At 42.4% G+C, this 25819-nt stretch carries 25 protein-coding genes; 6 read left to right on the top strand and 19 right to left on the bottom strand.

All coding sequences use genetic code 11. The features are described from left to right. Positions 1-60: 60 nt before the first annotated feature. Positions 61-1155 (top strand): bile acid:sodium symporter family protein, encoded by a 1095-nt coding sequence (locus tag ID165_RS15245; RefSeq protein WP_370539700.1) that lies wholly within the window; start codon positions 61-63, stop codon positions 1153-1155. A 174-nt stretch (positions 1156-1329) separates the two neighbouring features. Here the strand turns inward: ID165_RS15245 and ID165_RS15240 are convergent, their stop codons facing one another. The 9 genes from ID165_RS15240 to ID165_RS15200 form a co-directional block, all read right to left on the bottom strand. Then, a complete protein-coding gene (locus ID165_RS15240) occupies positions 1330-2106 on the bottom strand; it encodes a YoaK family protein (protein WP_192085779.1) in 777 nt (258 codons plus the stop codon). Between the two features lie 6 nt (positions 2107-2112). Further along, a complete protein-coding gene (locus ID165_RS15235; RefSeq protein WP_192085777.1) occupies positions 2113-2580 on the bottom strand; it encodes a hypothetical protein in 468 nt (155 codons plus the stop codon). Positions 2581-2583: 3 nt separating this feature from the next. After that, the gene (locus tag ID165_RS15230; protein WP_192085775.1) at positions 2584-3099 is read right to left on the bottom strand and encodes a hypothetical protein; all 516 of its coding nucleotides are present in this window, start codon (positions 3097-3099) and stop codon (positions 2584-2586) included. Between the two features lie 111 nt (positions 3100-3210). Further along, entirely contained in the window at positions 3211-4587 is a 1377-nt protein-coding gene (locus ID165_RS15225; protein ID WP_192085773.1) for a cell wall metabolism sensor histidine kinase WalK, read from the bottom strand. Continuing rightward, entirely contained in the window at positions 4587-5279 is a 693-nt protein-coding gene (locus ID165_RS15220) for a response regulator transcription factor (RefSeq protein ID WP_192085771.1), read from the bottom strand. Before ID165_RS15220 ends, ID165_RS15225 begins: the two co-directional genes overlap by 1 nt. A 25-nt stretch (positions 5280-5304) precedes the next feature. Beyond that, entirely contained in the window at positions 5305-5724 is a 420-nt protein-coding gene (locus tag ID165_RS15215; RefSeq protein WP_192085769.1) for a nuclear transport factor 2 family protein, read from the bottom strand. 380 nt (positions 5725-6104) lie between these two features. Beyond that, positions 6105-6401: a hypothetical protein gene (locus ID165_RS15210; protein ID WP_192085766.1), complete on the bottom strand. Its 297-nt coding sequence runs from the start codon at positions 6399-6401 to the stop codon at positions 6105-6107. 99 nt (positions 6402-6500) lie between these two features. Further along, the gene (locus tag ID165_RS15205; RefSeq protein ID WP_225586771.1) at positions 6501-6644 is read right to left on the bottom strand and encodes a hypothetical protein; all 144 of its coding nucleotides are present in this window, start codon (positions 6642-6644) and stop codon (positions 6501-6503) included. Positions 6645-6708: 64 nt separating this feature from the next. Further along, positions 6709-7575 carry a cation diffusion facilitator family transporter gene (locus ID165_RS15200; protein WP_192085764.1) on the bottom strand — a complete coding sequence of 289 codons (867 nt, stop codon included), beginning with the start codon at positions 7573-7575 and terminating at the stop codon, positions 6709-6711. A 176-nt stretch (positions 7576-7751) separates the two neighbouring features. Between ID165_RS15200 and ID165_RS15195 the strand changes: the two genes are divergently transcribed. Beyond that, the gene (locus ID165_RS15195; RefSeq protein WP_192085762.1) at positions 7752-7991 is read left to right on the top strand and encodes a BACON domain-containing protein; all 240 of its coding nucleotides are present in this window, start codon (positions 7752-7754) and stop codon (positions 7989-7991) included. A 112-nt stretch (positions 7992-8103) separates the two neighbouring features. Here ID165_RS15195 and ID165_RS15190 read toward each other — a convergent pair whose 3' ends face one another. The 3 genes from ID165_RS15190 to ID165_RS15180 form a co-directional block, all read right to left on the bottom strand. After that, the gene (locus ID165_RS15190) at positions 8104-9252 is read right to left on the bottom strand and encodes a multidrug effflux MFS transporter (protein WP_370539762.1); all 1149 of its coding nucleotides are present in this window, start codon (positions 9250-9252) and stop codon (positions 8104-8106) included. Positions 9253-9582: 330 nt separating this feature from the next. Next, entirely contained in the window at positions 9583-10716 is a 1134-nt protein-coding gene (locus ID165_RS15185) for a DEAD/DEAH box helicase (RefSeq protein ID WP_192085760.1), read from the bottom strand. A gap of 39 nt (positions 10717-10755) precedes the next feature. Then, the gene (locus ID165_RS15180; protein WP_192085758.1) at positions 10756-11184 is read right to left on the bottom strand and encodes a cupin domain-containing protein; all 429 of its coding nucleotides are present in this window, start codon (positions 11182-11184) and stop codon (positions 10756-10758) included. A 212-nt stretch (positions 11185-11396) separates the two neighbouring features. On the opposite strand from ID165_RS15180, the gene ID165_RS15175 reads away from it, so the two are divergent. The 3 genes from ID165_RS15175 to ID165_RS15165 all read left to right on the top strand — a co-directional run bounded on the left by ID165_RS15175 (position 11397) and on the right by ID165_RS15165 (position 15903). Then, a complete protein-coding gene (locus tag ID165_RS15175; RefSeq protein ID WP_192085756.1) occupies positions 11397-13949 on the top strand; it encodes a c-type cytochrome in 2553 nt (850 codons plus the stop codon). 3 nt (positions 13950-13952) lie between these two features. Beyond that, entirely contained in the window at positions 13953-15056 is a 1104-nt protein-coding gene (locus ID165_RS15170; RefSeq protein WP_192085755.1) for a sugar phosphate isomerase/epimerase, read from the top strand. A 64-nt stretch (positions 15057-15120) separates the two neighbouring features. Then, positions 15121-15903: an SDR family NAD(P)-dependent oxidoreductase gene (locus tag ID165_RS15165; RefSeq protein WP_192085753.1), complete on the top strand. Its 783-nt coding sequence runs from the start codon at positions 15121-15123 to the stop codon at positions 15901-15903. A 3-nt stretch (positions 15904-15906) separates the two neighbouring features. Here ID165_RS15165 and ID165_RS15160 read toward each other — a convergent pair whose 3' ends face one another. From ID165_RS15160 to ID165_RS15150, 3 genes are all read right to left on the bottom strand, one after another. After that, positions 15907-16440: a dihydrofolate reductase family protein gene (locus ID165_RS15160; protein ID WP_192085751.1), complete on the bottom strand. Its 534-nt coding sequence runs from the start codon at positions 16438-16440 to the stop codon at positions 15907-15909. A gap of 396 nt (positions 16441-16836) precedes the next feature. Next, entirely contained in the window at positions 16837-18525 is a 1689-nt protein-coding gene (locus tag ID165_RS15155; RefSeq protein ID WP_192085749.1) for a DUF2207 domain-containing protein, read from the bottom strand. A gap of 206 nt (positions 18526-18731) precedes the next feature. Then, positions 18732-19292 carry a LemA family protein gene (locus tag ID165_RS15150; RefSeq protein ID WP_192085747.1) on the bottom strand — a complete coding sequence of 187 codons (561 nt, stop codon included), beginning with the start codon at positions 19290-19292 and terminating at the stop codon, positions 18732-18734. Between the two features lie 335 nt (positions 19293-19627). Here ID165_RS15150 and katG point away from each other — a divergent pair, with 335 nt between their 5' ends. After that, on the top strand, positions 19628-21886 hold the full coding sequence (gene katG, locus ID165_RS15145) for a catalase/peroxidase HPI (protein WP_192085745.1): 2259 nt from the start codon (positions 19628-19630) through the stop codon (positions 21884-21886). A gap of 141 nt (positions 21887-22027) precedes the next feature. Here the strand turns inward: katG and ID165_RS15140 are convergent, their stop codons facing one another. The 4 genes from ID165_RS15140 to ID165_RS15125 all read right to left on the bottom strand — a co-directional run bounded on the left by ID165_RS15140 (position 22028) and on the right by ID165_RS15125 (position 25782). Then, a complete protein-coding gene (locus tag ID165_RS15140) occupies positions 22028-22651 on the bottom strand; it encodes a 2OG-Fe(II) oxygenase (RefSeq protein ID WP_192085743.1) in 624 nt (207 codons plus the stop codon). Positions 22652-22839: 188 nt separating this feature from the next. Beyond that, positions 22840-23628, bottom strand: coding sequence for a polysaccharide deacetylase family protein (locus tag ID165_RS15135; RefSeq protein WP_192085741.1), 789 nt, complete (start codon positions 23626-23628; stop codon positions 22840-22842). Positions 23629-23672: 44 nt separating this feature from the next. Continuing rightward, complete coding sequence (locus ID165_RS15130) at positions 23673-25004, bottom strand: GntP family permease (RefSeq protein ID WP_192085739.1); 1332 nt, start codon at positions 25002-25004, stop codon at positions 23673-23675. A 301-nt stretch (positions 25005-25305) separates the two neighbouring features. Continuing rightward, positions 25306-25782, bottom strand: a complete 477-nt coding sequence (locus ID165_RS15125) for an acyl-CoA thioesterase (RefSeq protein WP_192085737.1) — start codon at positions 25780-25782, stop codon at positions 25306-25308. Between the last annotated feature and the right edge of the window lie 37 nt (positions 25783-25819).

The following is a 25819-nucleotide window of genomic DNA, read 5'->3' as shown; positions in this document are numbered from 1 at the left end:
GAGCTAGTTGAAAAACCTGTTTTCGGGTTGTTTTCATTCGTCCTCACCCAAAATCCAACAATGTTTAATCCAACAATTACTAAAATACTTTCAGCTGTCACCGGTGTAATGTTCTTTGCTGCACTAGGCATTAGTCTTTTTTTAGGTATTGCACATGCAGGACTGCTATGGATTGGCTTTTTCTTTTGCTGCGCCATTACATTTTTGGGAAGTCCGAAATTAAAAGGCTATGCTTACTCCATGATGATCTTTGGGTCTGTGGCACTTGCACTTTATTTTCCGCATTATTTCATTGAGTACGGAAGCTTCAAGTTTAGTGGTTTGATAGTTCCATTGATCCAGATAATTATGTTTGGAATGGGGACTTCTATGAGCATCAAAGATTTTCTCGGAGTAGTCAAAATGCCCAAAGGGGTGCTCATAGGTGTGCTTTGCCAATTTTCCATAATGCCTTTTATTGGGTATTCGCTAGCAAATATGAGTGGCTTTTCGCCGGAAATAGCTGCCGGGATTATTCTTATCGGCTGTTCTCCAAGTGGAATGGCTTCCAATGTAATGAGCTACCTTGCTAGGGCGAATCTTGCTCTTTCTATTACCGTGACCTCAGTCACCACTTTGTTGGCACCTTTCGTCACTCCGTTTTTGATGGGATGGCTTGCGGGGGAATTTGTGGCAATTGACGTTCTGGATATGATGTTTAGCATTGTGAAAATGGTGATTATACCTATAGGTGCGGGGCTGATTTTCAATTATTTCTTGCAAGGCAAAGCCAAATGGCTGGATGATCTGATGCCGATAATTTCTATGGCAGCTATAGCCCTTATTCTTATAGTGATAGTAGCTGCCGGCAGGGATAGTTTATTGGAGATAGGCCCACTGCTGATTATTCTGGTGGTAATTCACAACCTTGCAGGATATACTCTGGGGTATTGGGCGAGCAGGTTGCTGAGGCTCAATGAAAAAGACTGTAGAACTATTGCGATAGAGGTGGGAATGCAGAATGGGGGATTGGCTTCAGGTATCGCCAAGGAAATGGGTAAAATAGCTACTGTGGGTCTGGCTCCTGCTGTTTTTGGCCCTTTGATGAATGTGACCGGTTCTTTGCTCGCTTCCTATTGGCACAAAAAGCCTATCAAGGGAGAGGATATAAAATGAATTAACTGTCTTGCTAACCCAATCATTTCTATAAAAAAAACAGACTTCCTCAATTAAGGGAAGTCTGTTTTCCGTATAACACAAACCATTATGAAACTATGAGCGGATTGATAATTGATCTTCTGCCTAGTGTAAAATCAGGAGCTATTGATAACTTCTTTTTATGCTACCAAATCAGTTTAGTTCGTAAGCAGCAGGGTTAGTTTTCTTTATTGTTTTTCTGTAATAGGGTTGCTTTTTATGAAGCAAATAATTCATCTTGGTTCGGTAGAAATCGTACCCTATCACGATCAATAAAAAGAAGCATACAATGTAAAATACGTTATAGGCGATGGTCAAATAGATGTATCCTGCACATATACCGCCTGCAAGATAGGAACCCATAATTGCAAGCAACAATTTCCACTTGCTCCGGAGTGCCGGGTTTTTCCGGTTTTCCTCTTTGGTGAAAAGCGATACAAGTATTCCCAGATCAGTAGTAAGGCCGGTGAGGTGAGTTGTCTTGACTGCTGAGTTGGAAATGGTAGCTGTAAGCCCGTTTTGAATTCCCATGGCAAAGAGCATCGTGCTCACCATCAGTTCGGTTTCCAACAGGGTCTCTTTATAATAGAATTGTATATAAGTGCCTACCGCGAGCAGACAAATTATCTCTATAACCAGGGGTAATGAATGAGCGAGGTATGCATTACGGTCTCGGAAATTGATCACAATTATGTTTGAAACGAAATTTCCGAAGAAAAAAAGAAAGATCCAGCCTAAAACCACAAGTGCCTGATACCAGTTGCCATGGGAAATTTCCTGGGCGAGAATGGCATAATGCCCGGTTACATTAGAGGTGAACGCAAAGAAAATAATCACAGAAATCACGTTTACCATGCCTGCCGAGAAGGCGGTAAGCGAGCCAAGTTGGACATTCTCTTTGTTGGTTCTATCGATATGTTTGCTAATCATGTTTTTTTAAGCATTGATTCTTTCGAATGTCATTTTCACTATACCGCGTACCTGCATGTCAAAATTGAAGAATAAGACCATTTTATCTGAACTGAGTTCTTGTATTTGGTAATGTTCAATTATGTTCTTTTCCCCGTTGAGTTGAAGTATATTTCCCCTCCCTTTAAGCGTCCAATGCAGCGATTTGGAAGAATTATTGCCTTTCATTTCCAGGGTTTCGTCTGATACAAACTTCCATATTTCGGCTTCATGGATGATCAGATTCTTACTGATTTGACCTTTGATATGGTCTGTAAGCATGTAATCGAAACGATCACTTTTGAAGCCTAACGTATCCATTTTTTCGTATTCCCATGATACTTCTTTCCACTCCCCGATGATGTTTGTTTCCGGGCTTTCCAAAAAAGAAAGAAGGGTAAAGTATACTCCTATCAATAAGGTGAACGAGATAGGATACATTAGCTTAGGTTTCATCGTTTAATGGGCGACTTGTCCGTGATTGAAGAACAATGCAGCAAGTTCATCCTGACCGCTTTCTTGGCTGATAGAGGGAACGGCTTCCCAGTTGACTTCTGTAACATTCAGCTTACTCTTGATGAAGTAAGGTGTAAGGTCAAAGCTGTTGCTGCTTTTAAGCTTGAATTTGTAGTTTTTTGAGAGGTAAATCCCTTGGACGTTGTTGGCTTCCAGATAATTTTCAAATGCATTCTGGTTGGTTCCGCTAAAAATATCGATAGACATCTTTTCAATGATACCTTCATATCTCCCTAGCAGTAATTTGCAACTAGCCTTGAAGTCCGGAGTTTCTAATTTGTCTAATAATTTGCTTTTGGAGTAGAAGAGCAAATCAGAAATGGAGCTGGACATCCAGTACCCATGTACCAGAATTAAAGTAATCCTTTCGTTGTTGTCAAGTGCTTTTTGAAGTGCTATTTTGGCTAGGTTGAGAGATTTTACTGTAAAGTCGGTTGGTATTAAAATAGTCTTCGACATAATTCCTGTTATTTGTTGTGAACAGTGGTGAAATTATATCTGACTTATTAGAATGAAGTAAGGACGAGATTAAGATGTGATTAGAATCTGTGGCCTGAGATTAGAATGTGATTAGAGAACGAAATTCCCTTTTGGCAACCGGATTTCCACGGTGGTTCCCTCATCAAGAATAGAGTTTATTCTTAATTCTCCATCGTGGATACGGACAATGTTTCTGGCAAGTGGAAGGCCAATACCATATCCCTCGTAATTTTTGGTATTAGAAGCCCTGAAATACGGATCAAAAATATATTCCTTTTCTCCGGGAGGAATACCTATTCCGTTGTCCTTTATGATCACTATGATCTCACCATCGACTACTGCCAACGCAATATTTACTTGTTTGCCATCAGAGTATTTGCAGGCATTCAGTACAATATTAGACACTGCTAAGTGGAGTAGCTGTTCATTTCCCAAGACTTTGAGCAACAGGGGGTTTTCTGGCAATAGGCTAAAGTCCAAACTGATTTTACTCTTAAATTGGATTTTTTCCACGGTTTCTTTTACATCCAAAATCAATTGGTCCATTCGTACTTTACCGAACTTCTGCCGCTTTCCGTCAAATCCGGTTTGGGCAAGCAGCAACAATGCCTGAACTTTTTTCTGGAGTTTTTCTGCTTCTCCCAATATCGCGTGAAGTGATTCTATGTATTCCTCAGGCTTTCTGAGTTTCGAAAGAGAGACATCCGCCTCGCCAATAATGGAGGTGAGCGGTGTGTTTAACTCGTGAGAGGCGTTGCTGATAAAATTTTTCTGCGTCTCAAAAGAGGTTTCCAGTCTGTTCAGCATATCGTTGAACGTTTTGGCCAGCTCCCGTACAGAGTCATTACTTTTAGGGACTTCCAGTCTCAGGTGAAGATTTTCGGAACCTATCTTTTTGGTTTTTTGGATGATGCTCTGTATTGGTTCGATGATTTTCCTCGAAAACATCACCGTGAATAATACGATCAAAAGAAAAGCAATGGCTAAGGAGGTGAAAATGAGATTCCTTAAATAAGCAATGTGGTGGGTGATGAAATAATTTTCAGCAGAGATAATAACCAGATGATTTTTTTGATCGGGAGTCATGTACAAAGTGCCATAGTAAAATGTTTCTTGATGGCTATAGGTAGCGATACCTTTTTCCACTGCTTCTACTAGAAAAGACTGGTTATACTCATTGAGCCGCGAGTCCCTGACCACGTTTTTGGTGTCAATATTTTCTAAGATTAGGAGTTTTTCATTTGCTAGAGGTTCAAGATAATCTTGTCGCAACTGTTGGACGACATCGCTGCCATTTTGTTTTTCCAGTTCGATTTTAGCTGTTGCAATAGCCCGTATTTCCAGTCTTTTATAAAAATCAGTAAATGCAAATCTTGAAATGGAATAGTAGATAAAACCACTGAACAACAGTGTGTAACCGAGAAAGGCAGTAAGCAGTATATAGATTATTTTATTTTGGAGTTTCATTAATACTCTTTTAGTACATAGCCCATTCCTATTACTGTGTGAATAAGTTTTTGATCTCCGTATTTATCCAGTTTCTTCCGTAGATAATTTACATACACATCGACTACATTAGTTCCCATGTCAAAATTAACCCCCCAGACTTCATGAAGCATATCTACTCTTGTCAGCACCTTTCGGGGGTTTTTCAAAAACATTAGCAAGAGGCGAAACTCGGTAGAAGTAAGAGAAACTTCGTTTTCATTTCGATAAACAGACTTTTCCGTATCGTCCAAAATCAGATCGGCAAACTGGTAAATGTCATGGTCTTGCCTATCGGCTTCTTCCACTTTGCCACCCCGCCTCATCAGAGTTTTGATTCGTGCCAGCAGCTCGATGAACTTAAACGGCTTCACAAGGTAATCATCAGCTCCTGATTCCAGTCCGATCACCACATTTTCTGTGCTCCCCATGGCTGTGAGAAATAAGATAGGTACGTATGTATCCTGCTCTCTGACTTGACGGCAAACTTCCAGTCCATTGACGACCGGCAGCATAATATCTAAAATCAACAAATCGAACGGATTGCTGAAAGCAAGCTGAAGGCCTGTCTTTCCATCCATTGCAACTGTGACGTCAAAGCCATTTTCACTCAACCCTTTGTTGATAAAGCTACAGACTCTCGGGTCGTCTTCTACTAATAGTATTTTTTTCAAAAGAATCTAATTTGAATGGATGGGGTTAGGGTAATTTATACGCTTGCCGTGCAATAAGTTTCCACTGTCCCTTTTCTTTTTGCCATACCAGTATTACGCCGATTTTTATGGAGTTTGAGATGCCTCCATCGAGCACATCGGCGGCTAGATTATGTCGGACTATTGCAATATCTTTCGATACTTGGATCGTTTGATCTTGAAAATCAACTGTGGCAAAATCGGATGTTCCGCTGACCAACGCTTCGATAAACTGGGCTTGGCTTTCCATTTTTCCGCTTGAGTGTCCGTAGCTAAGACTTGGTGAACTGAGCTCGCTCAGACTTTCCTCAGTGGGATCAATTAATGCCAGGCGGAGTTTTTCAACTTGGGAGGCAACTTCTTTATCTGTCTGTGCAAAGACAAAAGTAGCGCAGAGAAAAAGAGATAGAGTTAACAGGGTTTTCATGGGTTTTTTTGAGCTTTTGACCAAAAGAGAGATACCTCAGCATCTATCGCTGATGTGATTTTTAAGTTACTAAAAATGATGCATAGAAGTGCTTTCAATGTTAGAAATAAGAATAATTATCCAGAGACGGAGTTAGAATTACTACCGCCTTTTAGGCATATTCAAATTTGTATACATCCGCTTTTCTGTAAGTAAAGGAGCAAAAGCAATATAGGACTTGGTAAACTATAGATTTTGGCCGCTTCGCACTGCCTCGCCGGGGCGGGGCTCCTGCCATCCCCGCCTGTCGGGCAAGGGTCTTCTAGCCAGATTAACAAAGCAACTAAGGTAACTGGCATCATTGCTGAAAAGCATCTTCACCAAAGGAGCAGACAGCATTCTTATTTCTCCTGAATAATGGTAAAAACATTTCTTTCTTTTACACCTTTCACCTCGTGCTCCACCATCACAGGAATGTCGTAGGTGTCAAATTCTTTAAGATGCAGTGTTTCTCCATTGATGAAAAATGCTAGTTCACCTTGGAGTACGGTTAATAAAGATGGGCTATTTGCAGTATGCTTTTTTAGGATTTGGTTATGGATCAGTCCAATGGCAAAATAGTTGGTTTTGTCTGTCCGCTGGATCGGGCAGACTGATGGGCGATCATTATGGAAGGACAAGTTCTTGAGGATATTCATAATTATTTGGGTTTAAGATTTTGTAAGCTACTCATCCATAAGGTAACCAAAGTTCTAAGGAATTGCTCTTAAGATTTAAAGAAATTCAGCTCAAAAAAGCTATTTCAATGCGGGGTATTTTTCCTTTTGAGAACTTATAAAAGGAATCTTTGGAGCAAGGAGATATCCTGTCATGCATGCAAAAAGTATAGGTGTGAAGTAGTTGAAGCCGGTAAGGGTAGCCAATAAGATAGTCGTACTCATTGGGTTCAGGTGACGCATGCGTTGATTCCTGCTAGATTGGTTTGCCCAAATGGCTTAATCTTATTCAGCAGGGCTCTATGTGAATCAGTACATTACCAAGTTCGGGAATTACTTTGCAAAGTTTGTCTTTCAATTCATGAGAAATGGCGTGTCCTTCGGTCACAGTAAGTTCTCCAGGAACCAGTGCGTGCAAATCGACGTAATATTCCATTCCGGCTTTGCGGATATAGCATTTTTCTGTGCCTTTCACTCCGGGGACGGTCAAAGAAACCTGTCGGATTTGTTCTGTTAGTTCCTCATAATTGTTCTCGTCCATGACTTCGCCTAGCGCAGGACGAAAGATTTTGTAGCAGTTGAAAAGAATGAAAGCTACAGCGAATAAAGCAGCATAGTCATCTGCTGATTCAAATCCTTCTCCGCCGAAAATTGCAATCGTAATGCCTATAAAAGCGGCAACGGATGTAATGGCATCGCTGCGGTGATGCCAAGCTTCTGCCTTAAGAGAACTGCTTTTCAGTTTTTTACTCCGTGACATTACCACCTGAAAAGAGATTTCTTTCCAGGTAATGATCCCCGCAAGAACGATCAATGTAAAAGGTTTGGGTGTCTCGTGCGGAGAGATGATATGTAGAAAAGCCTGCCAAGCGATAGTACCTGCCGAGATGATTAGAAATACTACCACCAAAAATGTCATCAGCGGCTCGGCTTTTCCATGACCATAGGGATGATTATCATCAGCCGGTCTTGAAGAGTATTTCAATCCGAAGAGAACCAGCAAAGAAGCGAATACATCAACCACGGACTCTATTCCATCCGCGATCAGCGCATATGAATTGCCTAGTATGCCTGCGAGAAATTTGATCGCTGCCAGAATAACATTTCCCAGCATGCTGAAAATAACCGTTCGGATCGCAAGATTTGAATTGCTCATGGATTGCACTTGTGAGAGAATGGCAAAAGTAGGGATTATTCCTTTCCGAATGTGAAGCTAGTCAGAAGGGGGTTTCCGGTCTTTTGCCTAACTATGTAACTAATGGATCCCCTTTATCAAACATTTATATCTCTTAAGAGAAATGTGGATTATATACTTTTAGAGGTGTAAACTCATTGCCATACAGTTCTCAGGAAGATTCCCAACTCTTGTCGATCACCGGTAATCAAAATTGGACTATTGAAATAGAAGAGTCTTGGATTACTGCCAATCCAGTCTCCGGTTCTGGAAATGCTCAGATCACACTAACTGTAAAAGCAAACAGCCTGGATGAGACTCGAGCTGCTTTGATACGGGTAAGATTCGGAGCCATCGCTCAAATAATTACTGTCAATCAGTCCTGTAGTCTTAACTAAAATGAAAAGAGGCTGTCTCATAGGTAGGGACAGTCTCTGGTTTATACGGGGAGGGATCTGACTCAATTTCAGAATTTTCAATTCTCAGGTCTCTCATTTTAGTTTATAAGTTTTAGGAGGCAAAAACCTCGGTGTTTGGCTTGCGACTGATGGTACCGGGTAATTGCTGGTCCATCTTGAGCACCATAAATCCTCCAAATGCACACACACCCATTCCGATAACCATCGGTAATGCAGTGCTGGCATGAAACAAACTTACGATGGCAGTTACGATTCCTCCTATAGCCATTCTCATACTTCCTAGCATTGCAGACGCCGATCCGGCATTTCTAGAGAATGGAGCCATGGAAAGCGCAGTAGTATTGGGTCCATTTAGTCCATGTGCGGTTAGGAAAATAAACATAACCGCTATCAGTGAATACACATTGAACAGATTGAAATAAACACCCACAATTAAGAGTAATCCCATGAAGCTCTGGTAGTGCAGGGAGAAATTAATGATCTGCTGAGAAGAAAAGCGCTTTAATAGGATATGGTTCAGTTGAGTCGAACCTATCATGGCAAAGGCCAGAATAGCGAAGATCCACCCAAATTGATGCTCACTTAACCCATATAAGTTCATAAATACGTCTGCAGAACTGGCGATATAGGCAAATGGTGCGGCTCCGGCAATTCCTCCGGCAAGCATATAAACCAAGAACTGACGATTCTCAAGAACTTTGAGGTAGCTTTTCCAAACCTGTTTGGGTTTTAAAGAGACCTCCCTGTCAGGAAGTGCTCCCGCAGGAAGTATGATTACAGTAGCTATCCAAATGATAGCAGTCAAAGCAGCCAGAATAATAAAAACCCAGTGCCAGTCATACGCCGCAGTCACAAATCCACCCAAAGCAGGAGCTATCATAGGGGAAACTGCTATTACCAATACAAGCAAAGACATGGCTTGTGCGGTCTTCTCTACAGGGAAAATATCGCGGACGATTGCTTGCGCAGATACCATTCCCGCGCATCCGCCTACTGCCTGCAAAAATCTCATGAAGATAAGGTTCTCCACCGACTGCGATACCGCGCAGCCGATAGACGCTAGGATATAAATAGCCAGTCCTGCGTACAGTGGCTTTTTGCGTCCGTACTTATCCAAAAGAGGTCCATAGAAAAGTTGACCTATCGCAATGCCTACCAAATAGGCAGTTAGGGAAAGCTGGATATTCGAAATAGGAGTATTCAAGGATTTGGCCATCTCAGGAAAACCCGGAAGGTACATATCGATTGAAAATGGTGAGATTGTGCACAATGCTCCCAATACAAGGACAATCTTAAAGTATTCTGCTTTGCTGTATCTCTTTTCCACCCTAAAAATAGTTTGACCTGAAAATTCGCTATCTGGAGTAAACAGGCTTGTCTGTTAATGAGTTCGTAAATATCGGCTTAATTTTTTATGAAATAATTAGGCTACTTTAGAATGTGTTGAAGATTCATTAATAGTCTTATTTTTTATTCGAAAAGTAAATCGATTAAATCTGATGATTTTGGATGAAGGAAAAATTGCCAAAGAATAGATTTTTCGGAGTATTACGCCCTTTTTCTCTTGGAATTAAAATTCAATCTCATCAATACTTCTCAGCTGCACATGCTTTTTCATTTTCTTTTGGATGATTTTGAAGTGATGCAACTCCTCTTCAGAGACCAAAGATATCGCTTCGCCCGTTGCTCCCGCACGTCCGGTTCTACCGATTCTATGCACATAGTCTTTGGGAGATCTTGGAAGTTCATAATTGATCACCAATGGCAAAAACTTGATATCTATACCTCTTGCAGCCAAATCAGTGGCCACCAGCACCCTGGTTTTGCCGGACTTAAATCTATGCAGTGCCTCGGTTCTTGCTCCCTGACTCTTGTCACCGTGAAAAGCCAGTGCATCAATTCCGTTTTTGCCGAGCTTGGTGACGATATTATTAGCCGCCCGGATAGATGAGGCAAATACCAAAATCTGGGACCAGTCACCTGAATTAATCAAATAGCGGAGGAACGGGCCTTTTTGCTCCATAGGAACGCGGTACGCATACTGCTCTATAAGATCCGGAGAAATAGTATCAGGCTCTGCGGCAATCAGGACAGGATCGTGCAGCATTTCATTGATTAATCCTTCTACAGACTCTTCTGCAGTCGCTGAGAAAAGAATGTTTTGTCGCTTTTTGGGAAGTTTTTCCAAGATTTGGTCTACCTCTTCTTTGAATCCCATATTCAAAACCTTATCCGCTTCATCCAATACAAGGATTTCTACCTGATTTAGATTTAGGGAATTTTTGGAGAGCAAATCCAGTAATCGACCGGGAGTAGCAACCAAAATATCTGTTCCATAGATTTTCATCATCTGCGGATTGATAGAAACACCGCCATATACAGCCAAGGCTTTCACTTTTCTTGTCAGAAATCGAGCAAAATTCTCCGTTACTTCAGCCACTTGACTTGCCAGCTCACGTGTGGGCACCAACACCAAAATCGGAATCATACGTCCTTTATTTACGTCTTTTTCCTGAAGTCTCTGAAGGATGGGCAGGATGTAGGAGGCTGTCTTTCCAGAACCGGTAGGCGCTATTCCGAGTACGTCTTTCTTCTGCAAAATAGCCGGGATTGCTTCTATCTGTATAGGGTATGGACTATCGTAGTCTGCCTTTTTTATAGCATCAAGCAATTGCTTGGAAAGTCCGAGTTCTGAAAAGTTCATGCGTACGTATTTATTCGCAAAGTTAAGGCTTGGAAGTTATTATTGAACTTTTTCGGTAATCTTCATGCCAGGCGTTCCGGCATAGAAGACTATGATCTCAGCATCCTCATCGCCCATATTTCTCCCCAAATGCTTTTTATTCACCACTTCTATGATAGGATCTCCGGCTTTGAGCGTGAGTTCATTGCCATCTTCGTCGATTACAAATAATTCTCCTTTCAGCAATACGCCGGCATTGATTACCGGATGATAATGCAGTGGGAGTTCGGCATGGGCAGGGATGGTGATTTTTAGAATTGAAATTTTGGGTTTGGAATTGGGATAATGAGGCAAAGAATCTCCATTCCAGGCAAGTTCGGATTCTATGAGCGTGACGGAGGTCGGCGAAGCTGCTTCCAGCACTTCTTTTTTAAAGGCATAGAATGAGAAAAGAAGCAGAATAGCGGCAAGAAGACTGTTTTTTAGCATAAGATGATAAGTTGAATATTGCAATGAATATAGTGATTCTGAAAGCATCTACAGTTAAATGGAAAGATGGTAGAATGCTCATATTGTTAAATTCAAGTTTGTGTATAAGCCGAATATGTTTCAAATTGTACTGACCTTTTTAAGTTTGCCAAAATTGTAGTGGTTAGCTTAAGTAGAGGAAATTGCGCAAACCCAAAATTCCGAGTTATAGTATGTCGATTACCCGTAGTATTCCTTACTTTTTAATAGTAATAGTAATGGCGGCATGTGCCAAAATAGTGATCGAAGATCCATCCAATCCCTCACCAGCAAGATCAGCTGAGGAAGAATTGGAAACTTTTGAACTGGAAGAGGGATTCAAAATCCAATTGGTAGCCGCAGAACCCATGGTGCAGGATCCTGTTTTTATCACGTTCGATGAAGATGCCCGACTTTGGGTGATAGAGATGCGCGGATTTATGACTGATACATTGGGCTCTGAGGAAGATAAACCGATAGGCAGGATTTCAGTGCTGGAGGATGAAAATGGAGATGGTTTGATGGATAAAAGTACTGTCTACCTTGATAGCTTGGTGATGCCGCGGGCAATTGGGTTTTTTGCAGATGGAGTGCTTGTCTCTGAAAACAGTGCGCTGTGGATTACGAAAGATCTCAATGGAGACCTCCGTGCTGATACAAAAGTTTTGCTCGATTCGACCTATGCTTCTTCGGGAAATCCCGAACATTCCGATAATGGTTTGCTGAGAAACGTAGACAACTGGTACTACAATGCAAAGTCCAAAATCAGGTACAAATATAAGGACGGCAAATGGATTAGAGAAGAGACCGAGTTTCGTGGCCAATGGGGAATCAGTCAAGATGATCAGGGCAGATTGTATTACAATTACAATTGGTCTCAGCTTCACGCTGATCTGGTGCCTCCAAATTATCTTTCCAGAAATCCAAATCACAGTTCTTCTACAGGGATAGATTATGGAGTGGCACAGGATCGAAGAGTTTATCCAATCCACCCCACTCCGGCAGTGAATAGAGGATACATCCCCGGCGTTTTAGATGAAAGCCAAAGATTGATGGAATTCACGGCAGCCTGCTCCCCCTTGATTTTCAGAAGCACACTTTTTCCTGAAGAGTATTACGGAAATGCCTTTGTGGCAGAGCCTGCAGGCAATTTGGTCAAAAGAAATGTCTTGACAGAAAGTGGTACAACTATTTCGGGTATGGATCCAAATCCAGGAAGTGAGTTTATGGCATCCTCAGATGAGCGGTTTCGTCCTTCTGATTTTGCTGTTGGGCCTGACGGAGCTTTGTATATAGCGGATATGTATCGAGGATTGATTCAGCATAAAGAGTATCTCACTCCTTACTTGAGTGAGCAGACAGTGGGAAGAGGACTGCATATGCCGATTCACTTGGGTAGGATATGGAGGATTGTTCCTGAGGGGAAAAATACCAGAAAAACACCAAAACTTTCAAAAGCCGATAACCATGAATTGATCGCATTGCTTTCGGATGAGGACGGCTGGTATCGGGACATGGCTCAGCGTCTGTTGGTAGAACGAAATGACAAAAGCGTGAAAGATGCTCTGATACAAGTGATATCGGATCCAAAAGGGAATGAGATGGCAAGATTTCATGCGCTTTGGACGTTGGAAGGACTGGATTTGCTCACAGAGGATTTGCTTTTTTCAGTTCTCGATAATTCTTCCGGCTTGATACAAAGTACAGTACTTAGATTGGCAGAACCATTTGCCCAAAATTCTCCATCTACCCGGTCTAAGCTTGCTCAACTTATGAAAGATGCTGCTCCTGTTGCTTCGCCTAAAGAAACGCTGCAGCTTGCATTGAGCGCATATGTGCTAGAGGCTGAGGAAAATGGAAATATCCTTTCCTATATTTTCCAAAAACATGGCTCCGATCCTCTGATTCGGGATGCGATGATGAGCAGTTTGGCAGATAGGGAATACGCTTTTCTGCAAAAGCTTTGGACTTCTTCTGATTGGGAAAAGCAGGATCAGATCAAGGAGATTTTTCTGGAGACTCTAGCCACGGCAATTCTTAAAAAAGGATCTTCTCCTGAAGTCAACGGGCTTTTGACGATGGCCGATGCAAAAGAATTGGGATGGAAAGAAAACATTTTGATTTCAGGAATGTCTATTCAGGCTGCAAATCTGCAAGAGAAGGAGCCGATAGTGCTGGAAACCGAGCCTTCGCTTTTCAAACGCACCGATCTTCCCATCGATAAAAATCGCTTGGATAGGATGATGCGGATATTCTCCTGGCCGGGTTTTGTCCCTTCTAAGGTGGTAGTCTCTGAAAATCAATTGGATGATAGGGGGATGCAGCAATTTGCTCAGGGCAGACAGAAATACTTGGTAACGTGTGCGGGGTGTCACAGCTCCGATGGAGCGGGAGCTAATAGAATGGGACCGCCATTGGTGGGCTCAGAGTGGGTGCTGGGAGATGAGCGGAGGCTTGCGATGATCTTGCTGCATGGATTGGAGGGGCCGGTGGAAGTGGCTGGGAAAACTTATGATGCACCTGATATCCTTCCTGTGATGCCTGCGCATTCTACGATGGATGATGCGAGCATTGCAGCGATTTTGACTTACATCCGAAATGAATGGGGTAATCAAGCTCCACTAATATCTAGCCGTACTATCAGCAAAACACGGGTTTCAACTCAGGGAAGAGTGTATCCATGGAAAGCCGCTGAACTGAATGAGTACATAGAGTCTTTGCCGGAAGGTGAGTCACAAAAACCTTAGCCTATGAATTCGATTTTCCCTCAGCACAAAAGCATCCAAAGTCTTTCGGGAAGAAGGAGCTTTCTGAAAACAGCGGGGCTGGGAGCTCTTGCAATGACTTTTCCCTTACCTCTATTTCCTAAGAATTTGGTGGATACTCCCATGGGAATAGTAGTTCATTCCTATGCGGCGAGATGGCATTCAGATGTTCCAAGTGAAAAATATCCGGGGATCGAAAATGCGCTGGGTTTACTGGAGCATTGTAAAGAGATAGGTGCGGGAGGTGTGCAAACCGTGGTGAATGGCTGGTCTAAAGATTTTGCAAAGAAAGTTAGAGACGTGCGGGAAAAATTCGGTATGTACTTAGAAGGAAGCATTGCATTGCCTAAATCTCAAGATGAGCTTCCGAAATTTGAAACTGATGTTTTGGCTGCCCGGGAAGCAGGAGCGACAATTCTAAGGACAGCATGTCTCAGTGGACGACGCTACGTGGACTTTACTGTGCTTGAGGATTTCAATAAATTCAAACTGAATGCAATTCGATCCATTGAACTTGCAGAGCCTGTGGTGCGAAAGCATAAGATGAAGCTTGCAGTAGAAAACCATAAAGACTGGACTTCCGCAGAACTAGAATCAATTGTCTTAAATCTTGGAAGTGAATGGGTGGGAGTGACGTTGGATTTTGGGAATAATATTTCATTCTTGGAGCATCCTATGAGAGTAATAGAGACATTGGCTCCCTATGCATTTTCTACCCATGTGAAGGATATGGGGGTGAAGCATTATCAAGATGGTTTTTTGCTTTCTGAAGTTCCGCTTGGCGAGGGGATTGTGGATCTGAAATCTGCGGTTGCACTTTGCAAAAAACATAATCCCGGGATCAATTTCAGCCTAGAAATGATCACAAGGAATCCGCTGGAAATCCCCTGTATGAAGGATGGTTATTGGACTACTTTCGAGCACTTGACCGGATTGGACGTGTACAGAATGCAGCGAATGATTGAAGAAAATCTGTTCGAAGGAGAGCTGCCAAAAATCACAGGATTAAGTAAAGAAAAGCAATTGGCTTTTGAAGAACAGAACGTAGTAGCCTGTCTTGATTATAGCCGTATTTCACTTGGGTTGTAGCCATGAATTTTCCGAAAATCAAACTTTTAACCTATAAACAATCAACCTCTTAACCCCTCTAACCATGTCTGAAAAACTCCCCGGAATCAAACTTTTTGACCTGACCGGAAAAGCAGCAATAATCACAGGAGGCTCCAAAGGCCTTGGATTGGCGATGGCCGAAGGACTTGCCTCAGCCGGTGCAAGTGTGATGCTGGTAAGCAGAAATCTGTCTGAAGGCGATGAATCCGCCAAGAGAATTGCAGAAGTCTATGGAGTAAAAGCAATCGCCTTTGAGGCGGATGTAGTGAATAAAGACCAGATAGAAGCTATGGCTAAAGCAGCTTTTGATGCGTTCGGAAAGATAGATGTGCTAATCAACAGTGCAGGGATTAATATTCGCGGCGCGATCGATGAATTGCAGCTGGAAGAGTTCAGCAAAGTGATGGAAATCAACGTGACGGGAACATGGCTATGCTGTAAAGCAGTGACGCCTTATATGAAGGAAGCAGGCCGGGGAAGCATTATCAATCTGGCGAGCACGTTGGGATTGGTGGGTCTGTCCAATAGAACACCGTATGCATCCAGCAAGGGTGCAGTAGTTCAGATGACCAGAGCTTTGGGGTTGGAATTCGCTCCGTTTAATATCACGGTGAATGCGATTTGTCCGGGACCTTTTTTGACGGAAATGAACCTGCCGATAGCCGATACAGAGGAAGGGAAGAAGTTTGTGGTAGGTGCTACAGCTCTGGGCAGATGGGGAAGATTGGAAGAAATCCAGGGAGCGGCAATCTACCTGGCTTCAGATGCCGGAACTTATATGGTAGGATCCATGCTGACCGTGGATGGAGGCTGGACGGCGAGATGATTGTTATCGGGCTCTGACAAAATGGTTTTGTACGACTTTGTCTAAAAATCGGGTTGACCTGACGCATTCAAAAACCAGTTGCTGCGGCAATTCACCAAACATAGGAATGCCCGATCCCAATAACACCGGAATAGTAGTAATGATCATTTCGTCAATTAGGTCTTCTTTTAGAAAGCTTTGAATAGTTTTACCTCCATCGATATAGAGGTTGTGAAAACCTTTGCCATGAATTTGGGAAAGTACTTCCGGGATGCTTCCATTGACCGGAAATGCCTTTTCTTGTAGTTTTTCCGGAATCTCTGCAAGAGAATTACTCCAAACAAAAACAGGCTTGTTATAAAACCATTCTCCTTCAAAACCCGCTACAACTTTAAATGTGTTTCTTCCCATCAGCAGTGCATCGATGCGGGAGGTAAACTCATTAAATCCGGTATCGATATGATCAATTTCAGGAAAGGTGGAAAGCCAGTCTAGTTCATCGTTTTCCCCGGCTATGAAACCATCTAGGCTGGTGGCAATAAAAACACTGTTTTTCATGTGATTATAATTTGGTTTCCTAAAAGTATGATCAACTCACCAAAGTTTTCTTAAGCTAAAATTTTCCTGGACAATGATTGTCTGAATAGTTCTGCAGGATCTTCAAAATATTTCTTAAAGCCACACTTCATCAATTACTGACTAAATCGAAGAAATATATCTTTTCTGCAAATGTGTTTGCCGGCACTCACCAAAACAACGTAATCCTACAGAGGATTATGTATATCCGCTATTCTACCAGAAAAATCCTAAAAGCATCAAAAGATTCGGAAAACTCTAGCATTGTGCTACTTCTGTCTTCGGTCATCGGTCTTCAAGCCATTAAGTCCAAAAGATGATATAGCTACCGGTATGCGATATGAAAAAGGGGACAATCTTATTTCCTAACATGTTTAACTACCAGCTTCCTCCGCCTCCACCGCCGAAACCACCTCCGGAAAATCCACCGCCCCCGCCGCCGGAGCTTCCCGAACTTGAAGGTGAACTCACCATCGTGGATTGGGTTGATTTGATGGAGCTATTGAAGGATTTGGAGAAATGAGCCATAGTCATCATTCTCCCTGTGGAGGAGTAATACCAAGTCGGTGGCTCAATATTTAGCGAATCGAATTTTTTTGCCCATTTGTCAAACATTCCAAATGCCAATGCATAGCCCATGGTAGATTCGAAGTAGGAAGGATCTTCTTTGAGAAGCATTTTCAATTTGTTTTCTTCAGCTACTTTTATGAATTGTTTGAAACCTTTCAATTCAGACAATATCGCAGTTCCCTCCTTATTCTTCTTGATCATAAACTGATTCATTATCAATAGGAAGATCAAAGATACCCCAACTGAAATGGCAGCGATAATCCCCCATAAAAAGAGAAAGCTTGGGATCAGAATAAACATCAACAAAACCAGGCCCACTGCTGTGTAGATCATGATTTTTTTGGACTTGTTCACATAGTAGATCTGGGCGGCATCCTTGAGCGTTACTTTGGCTTTGCTCATCGTAGTATAAAACTTGTCTTTTAAGCTGCTTACCAATACTTCCGATCCGCGCCCAAACAGCCCATCGAAAAGCTGACGCTGATACAATGGGAAATCTGCATCAAGTTCTTTCAATTTGGTGAGCTTGGTGTCATCTTTAGCAAACCATCCTTTTTTATCGATTTCTTCAATTGTCATATAGCCTTGCGAAGCCCAAAATGGAATTAAAGAAATAAGGTCGTTGGTGTCGCCCGAATCGTCTATCAAGAAGCCAACCATCGCAGGATCCATCCCTTTGGGTGGGTAATAGCTGGTTGTTCTGGTGACAGGGTCGTCCTTTCCGTGCTTTTTCCAGATAGCATAAAACGTAAAGAATAGCAGTACAAGAATAATTGTCCAGCCGTAATCAGTCCAAAACGGCCAAAAAGGTTTGATTTCTTTGATGCTTCCCACAGGCAATTTCAACAGAACAGTTAAAGCTTCTCCACCGGAAGAAACCACACCGGGGTTGCTTGTCCCGGAATATAAACCTTCGAAATAAGTAGTTTGAAAGTCTGTTGTAGGGATATCTGAGCCAACAGCACCTGAATATAAGTAGTAATCTCCCTCATCTAAGGATATCCCATCCGGCAAGTGAATTTTGAAATCTATTGCATGAAAAGGAGCATGCCAGTCACTTGGCTTTATATTCCAATAGAATTGTATGGCTTCCCTTTCATGAAGGAATGCATTCTCCACTCTATACCTGATTTCATAGTATTGCGGACCTTTCAAGGTCACATTTGCATCGCCTATTTTGATCCGCACATTTGTGGACATTTTCTGACCAAATGAAGAGGGGGCTTCAAACTTATACCCGGGAACCTCAATATTGCTTAGCTTGATTTTACGCTTTTCTAGCTCTCCGTTTTCATTTTGTAAATCATAGGAAGTCCGAATGTCCCGATAGATTCCATGCTTCGGAACTTCAAAATTAAGATTGTATTTTTCTACTACGTCAAAGTATCCGTCCTGATGAATGGTAATATCCACAGAATAGGACGTGACGCTAAAATCTTGGGCAAATACCTCTAATTGCACAGAAAACAAGAAAAATAGAATTGCAATTTTTTTCATGTGTTTACGATTGATTTTTATTAGCCACTCCGATTAGTCGGAGAAGGCTATTGGATCTCGCTTGGTAATAATCATTCCTCTTCCGAAGCAAGTTCAGGACAAGTTGCGTGTTACATTTTACATGTCTGTCTGTCAGCCATGCTCGATTTCCCAATAGTTTGCAGGGCTGCAAAGCTTAGCCGGTAGTAAGGTTTTTGAATTTTCAATCAGGAAAAACTCACTTTTACATTTTCACGACTCTCCGGTTCCGCCTCGAAATAATCAAAATGTTTATAGTTGAACATTCCTGCAAAAATCACCCCGGGGAAACTCTCCCCGTAGGTATTGTTTTCTCTCACAGTACCATTATAGTAGCGTCTGGCCCGCTCTAAGTTTTCTTCGATCTCATTTAACTTATCCTGAAGTTGTAAGAAATTAGTGTTTGCTTTCAGGTCAGGATAAGCCTCGCTTAAAGCAAAGATGCTTCGGAGAGTTTGTTGTAGTTGATTTTCTGCCTGGATTTGGGAGTTGATATCATCAGAAGGCACCGCTATTGCTGCATTTCTAGCTTGGATGACGGCTTCCAGCGTTTCTTTTTCATGGCTTGCATAGCCTTTTACGGTTTCTACAAGGTTTGGGATAAGGTCATAGCGCCGCTTGAGCGCAACATCTATATTGCTCCACGCGTCTTTGACCGTGTTTTTGTTTTTTACAAAGCTGTTGAAGATACCCACTAGAATAACTCCCAGCAGCAGAATGATTCCAATAACTATGAGAAGTGCCACCATAATAAATTGTTTTTAGTGTTAGATATGGAGAATAATATCAAAAAAAGGGATTACAATCCTGTTTACTCATTTTCCAATGAATTAACATTTTCAAAATACCACCTTTTATTGAAAACTCAAGAAACCGGGAAAGTTGTCGAGAGAGAAAGCATAGATTTCCTATGGAGATTTGAGTGATATTAAGTATTTTGAAAGTTGACAGTACTCCGAAGAATTGATGTGCTCAATTGTATTTCTGAAAGAGTCATAGTTTTTATCAATAGAATTTTAGATTACATAAATAATCGTCTTCGTAATTTAGCTTTCGAGAAAAATTAAAAACAAACCCTAATCATATGGATAACAAAGAAAACGGACACGACTATACAGATTCGGTATGGGACGTGAACGAAAGTGAAGCAAAATGCCCTTTTACAAGTGGAGAAATTCACAAGACGGCAGGTGGTGGAACCAAAAACCGCGACTGGTGGCCAAACATGTTGAACCTAAATATTCTGCGCCAGAATTCCTCAAAATCCAATCCAATGGATCCTGATTTTAACTATGCAGAGGAGTTCAAAAAATTGGATTTGGCTGCAGTGAAAAAAGATCTTGCGGATTTGATGACTGATTCTCAGGATTGGTGGCCGGCTGATTTTGGCCATTACGGCCCATTTTTTATCCGAATGGCTTGGCATAGTGCAGGTACTTATCGTATCGCAGATGGTCGTGGCGGTGGAGGATCAGGATCTCAGCGTTTTGCACCGCTGAATAGCTGGCCTGATAATGCCAATTTAGATAAGGCACGATACCTACTTTGGCCAATCAAACAAAAATATGGAAGAAGGCTTTCTTGGGCGGACTTATTGATTTTGGCAGGAAATGTCTCTTTGGAAACAATGGGATTGAAAACATTCGGTTTTGCCGGCGGACGTGAGGATGTATGGGAGCCGGAAGAGGATATCTACTGGGGATCTGAGGGAGAATGGCTTGGAGATCAAGAAAGGTATGCTGGGAGTGAAGATCGGGTATTGGAGAATCCACTGGGGGCATCTCATATGGGCCTGATCTATGTGAATCCGGAGGGACCTAAGGGACAGCCTGATCCAATAGGAGCGGCACATGATATCCGTGAGACCTTTGGTCGAATGGCTATGAATGATGAAGAGACTGTGGCTCTTATAGCCGGAGGTCACACCTTCGGAAAGACTCACGGTGCAGCGGATCCCGGTGTGTACGTAGGGCATGAGCCAGAAGGAGCCGATATAGAAGAAATGGGTTTAGGCTGGAAAAACACCTTTGGAAAAGGCCATTCAGGTGATACAATTACTTCAGGACTTGAGGTGACTTGGACTTCTACTCCCACCAAATGGAGCAACGGTTTCTTTGAGAATCTATTTGGATTTGAGTGGGAACTGACCAAAAGCCCTGCGGGAGCGCATCAATGGACTCCTAAAGGCGGTGGGGGAGCAGGCACAGTTCCTGATGCTCACGATCCGGCCAAAAGACATGCTCCGGCTATGCTTACTACAGATCTTGCGCTAAAAGAAGATCCGGCTTATGCGAAGATTTCAAGACGGTTTTTTGAAAATCCTGATGAGTTCGCTGATGCTTTTTCCAGAGCATGGTTTAAATTGACTCACCGGGATATGGGGCCTATCCAGCGTTATTTGGGTCCTGAAGTGCCTACTGAGGAACTGATCTGGCAGGACCCGATTCCTGCTGTAAATCACGAATTGGTAAATGACCAAGATATTGCATCATTGAAAGCTAAGGTGTTGGATTCGGGACTTTCTGTTTCTGAATTGGTTAGCACAGCATGGGCTTCGGCTTCTACTTTCCGCGGATCTGATATGCGTGGAGGTGCTAATGGAGCTAGAATCAGGCTTTCTCCGCAGAAATATTGGGAAGTAAACAATCCGTCTCAACTTGGAAAAGTGATCGATAAACTGGAAGCTGTTCAGAAGGAATTTAACGCAGCGCAATCCGGCGGCAAGCAGATTTCTTTGGCCGATATGATTGTGTTGGCAGGATGTGCAGGAGTAGAGAAAGCTGCTAAGAATGCAGGCAAAGACATCACTGTACCTTTCACACCGGGCAGAGCTGATGCCAGTCAAGCCCAGACAGATGTGGCTTCATTTGCTGCTATGGAGCCTGCGGCTGATGGTTTCAGAAATTATTATCGACCTAAGCATAAAGCCTCAGCTGAGGAAATGCTGGTGGATCGTGCGCAATTGCTCAAGTTAACTCCTCCTGAAATGACGGTACTGGTTGGTGGATTGCGAGTATTGGAAACCAATTATGACAATTCCAAGCATGGTGTGTTCACAGCGACTCCGGGAGCCCTGACCAACGACTTCTTTGTGAATGTTTTGGATATGGGCACAACTTGGAAAGCTGCTGATAGTGGACAGCATGCATTTTTAGGGTCAGATCGAAAAACCGGTCAAGTCAAATGGACAGGAACCCGGGCTGATCTGATCTTTGGCTCTAACTCAGAACTTCGGGCTCTGTCAGAAGTTTATGCCAGTGCCGATGCTCAGGAGAAATTCCTGAAGGATTTCGTGGCAGCTTGGGATAAAGTGATGATGCTTGACCGCTACGATCTCGCTTAATCTTAAATATTCAAGTGAATTGAAAGGGTGACCCGCAGACGGGTCACCTTTTTTAATGTGTTTGAGAAGGGGTGAAATAAGTTGAATAGCTCACTTAATAGACGGTGTGTTAGGCTACTTATTCACGTGGTTTTAATTAACCTAATCCTTAAGCCATCCTGCTATGCTCCTGCGCTCACGTGTAAAGGAAGGATTCACTTCATGCTCCATCTCATCGCTTTTAAAAAACACCATTCTTCCTCCGATGGGAATAATGTCTTTTTGGGCATTTCCTTCAGGATACAAGGAAAGCATCCCTCCGTCTTCCGTTTGCCAGTCTTGGTTTAAAAAGAGTACGATGGAAAATTTTCTCCCCTTTTCATTTTTGAATTGATCCAAGTGTCTTTTATAGAAGCTCTTTTGCTCATAATTCGCATAGTGGCTTTCAAAACTCTTAATGGATGTAAAACAAGTTTTATTCAGGTGTGAAATAAAGTTGCCCACTTTTTTCAAATAGACCATTTCAAATTGATTGACACTTTTCTCGTCTATCCATTTGATTTTATCCCCGCGGATAAGGGTGTTCTGCTTATAGTCTTTCTGACTGCCTGTGCCTGCCATTTGCAGGTTTCCGGCTTGATTTGCATCCCGGATGTTTTCTCCCAGACCAGCGACAGTATTGGGGGGTACAAAATCATCACAACAGCCATATTTATTGTCTATAAGACCTTGAATCATTTCTTCGAACTGATTTTTCTCGTCTTTTTCCTCCTGATCCTTGTCCATTTTGGTAGTAAGAACCTAGCTGTAGTTATTTACCGTTAGGGTTTTACACAAGAAGATCATTCTTTGGTTCATTCTTTCATTTTATTTTTAGAGGGCAAAATTGAAAGGAGAAAAATGATTGCCAGTTTAAAAGAAAGAAGAATAAAGTCGGTTGGGATAATTGGTTTTGCCCCTATTTTATCCAGAGATCAATTGGAGAGTTTATTGTCAAAATCCGGAGTGATTAGCTTTCTGGCCTCTTTCGCGTCAATGTAATCTTCCAAACCTCTCATTGAAATGACTTTAAAGCCATTGGAGGCAAGATAGGTTAGGTACTCTTCGAAAAGTTCGGGAGGAGTATTCACCCAGGGATGTTCTAGATCAGGAACGCCATGGATAGTCAAAATGACAATTTTCCCGTTTTTAGCCTGCTCAAAGGCTGCGATTATTTCAGCTTTGTTTGTTCCATCCGTCGCCCAACTTGGAATCAGATAGGGATGGTCTCTCAACGGATCATAAGCTCTGCTTCCTCCCGCACGTGCGAAAACGTATTCTTTTTCCTCCAAAAAGTCTAAAGCTTGAGCATTCAACCCATACCCGGGATAAGCAAAGTTATGGGGTTTTGCGATTCCGAGAGAATCACACTTTTCCTCGATGTAATCGAGCTGTTCGTTAAATTCTGCTTGGGTCAATTTACTTACATTGGCATGGGTATAGGTGTGGTTTGCCACTTCAAACCCCATTTTGTCCAGGGCTTGGATCTGTCTCCAGTTCATATACAAACTACTGTCTGCGTAATTGGGCTGAAACTCACAGACAAAGAAAGTCGCACCAAAGCCGAATTTATCCAGCAAGGGAGCTGACACAGCATACTGACTTGCCGGTGCATCGTCAAAGGTGAGAACGATCAGTTTATCCGGAATCGGCTTTTTTAGGATTTGGGCAGAGGAAATGGATGAATGTAAAATTAAGCAAAGAAGTAAAACAGGAAATTTCATAAGGAATATCTTTCAATCTTGCTTTGTCTTTTGGTGATAGACAATTACCCCGCCACCAGCGTAATCAAATAAATCACAGATATCGCAGTCACTGACATGATCAGCGTGCCTATACTGTGTGTCTGATTACCTTGCTTGATGGATAGGCCCGAAAGCTGCGTGACAGCCCAGAAGAAACTGTCATTGGCATGGGAGATGGCCATGGCACCGGCACCTGTGGCCAAGACGGCAAAAACACGCATGGTTTCAGAATCCAAGCCAAGACTGCCTAACAAGGGTGCGATAATCGAAGCAGTGGTAATCATTGCTACTGTGGATGAGCCTTGGGCGGTTTTCAGTGCAAAAGCGATCAGAAAAGGAAGAAAAATCCCCCAGCTCGCACCGCTCATGCTGTTGCTGACCATGTCGCCGATCCCCGAGTTTTGCAGCATTTTCCCAAAAACTCCCCCCGCACCCGTAATCAAAATGACCGGTGCAGCAATCAAAATCGCTTCGCCGATCCAACCCGAGGAAGAAAGCAGTTTGGCATCGAATTTCTTCGGTAAGGTAAAGGCCATGAATGAGCCTAATAGCAAGGCAATCACCGGACTTCCTGCAAATTGGATAAAGGTATAAAAAGTGCCTTCGCCAAATGGTTTGGTCGGATAGTTGGAGATGGAAGCAACAATGATAAGAATCAGGGGAACGACAATCGGTAGAAAAGAGGAAAATACAGTTGGCCTATTTTGAATTTTTATTTCCTCGGTTTTAGCGGCGAATGTAGGCTTCAAAGGAATTTTATAGACAACTTTTTTGATGAAATAATAGCTTGGAATAAGGGTCGTCAAACTTACGATAAGGCCATAAAATATGATCATCCCAAGATCAGCTTCGTAGATTCCTGCTGTAGCGATGGGGCCGGGAGTAGGAGGGACAAGTGAGTGAGAAGCAGTTGCTCCCAAAGCCAATGCAATTGTGGTGGCAGCATAGGGGACTTTTCCTTTCAGCGAAAGTGATTTGCTGATCGGATTCATCATAATAAAAGTGCTGTCTCCAAAAACAGGGATAGAAAGGATGTACCCGGAAATCATCATGGCAAGTGTAACTGATTTCTCTCCGATCCAAGAAAGAATTTTCTCAGCGATGACTATGGCTCCACCGGTTTTTTCGAGAAATGTACCCATCATCACACCGAGAAGTATCAATAAGCCTATGCTGCCCAAAACTCCACCAAAACCTTCAGATATGGACTTTAAAATCAATTCTCCAGACATGCCGGATAGTAGTCCGTACAGTATGGCACCACAGAATAGTGCAAGAAAGGGGTGGATGTCGAATTTGACAATGGCAATAAGAATCAGGGCTAAGGCAAAAAAGATAATCAGTAATAGAAGCATTTTGGGTTAGGTTGGGTTTGAAAGAATAACTCGAAATAAACAACTTATCAAGTCTTCAACCTAAAAATTAGGGAAAAAAAGGGAATATTAATGCCTGAGGGTAAATTAGCTTCCCAATTGTTTGTTGAGTGGTTTTTAAACGGTTGAATATTCGGTGTTCTAGCCATTTCAAGACTCTTTGTTTCAGCTAAACTAGATGTATGCGTCTATTTTTAATATTCAGTCTGCTGATAATCTTATCGTGGTGTTAAAAACTTTTGCAAAGCTCTGAACTTTGGAAAAGTTAGTGGGTTTAATGCCTTTACTCATTAAAAAAAGGCTTCATTTCATTATGGATATTTTCACGCAGAGCTTTCAGTTTTACTGCGTATTCCTCTAGTTTCTTTTCTTGGTCAGTTTGTGGGATCCATGGTTTCACTTTCTTGGGTGATCCATTTTCATCCACGGATACGAAGATGATGATACAGTGGGTTTTCTTCTCAAATTCCTGATGTCCAAAATCTCTGGAATATACTTCCACCATGATGTGTATACTGGAGCTTCCTGTGTAAATGACTTGGGAATCTACTTTTATTACTTCCCCGATGTTGATAGGCTTGTAGAAGCGGATACCGCCTACATAGACCGTCACACAATAGCTCTCTGACCAAGTCCTAGCGCAGGTATAAGCGGCCTGATCTATCCATTTCATCACCACTCCCCCATGTACTTTTCCGCCGAAATTGATGTCGGATGGTTCGCTGATAAACTGAAATGAGGTTTTGTGTGAGGTGTCCATAGGTTTGATAAGTTTGTAAAGAATGCTAAGCTAAGGG

This window comes from Algoriphagus sp. Y33, assembly GCF_014838715.1.
Lineage (GTDB): Bacteria > Bacteroidota > Bacteroidia > Cytophagales > Cyclobacteriaceae > Algoriphagus.
Note: the sequence above shows the minus strand (reverse complement) of the source record. Positions and strands in the feature narration are given on the sequence as shown.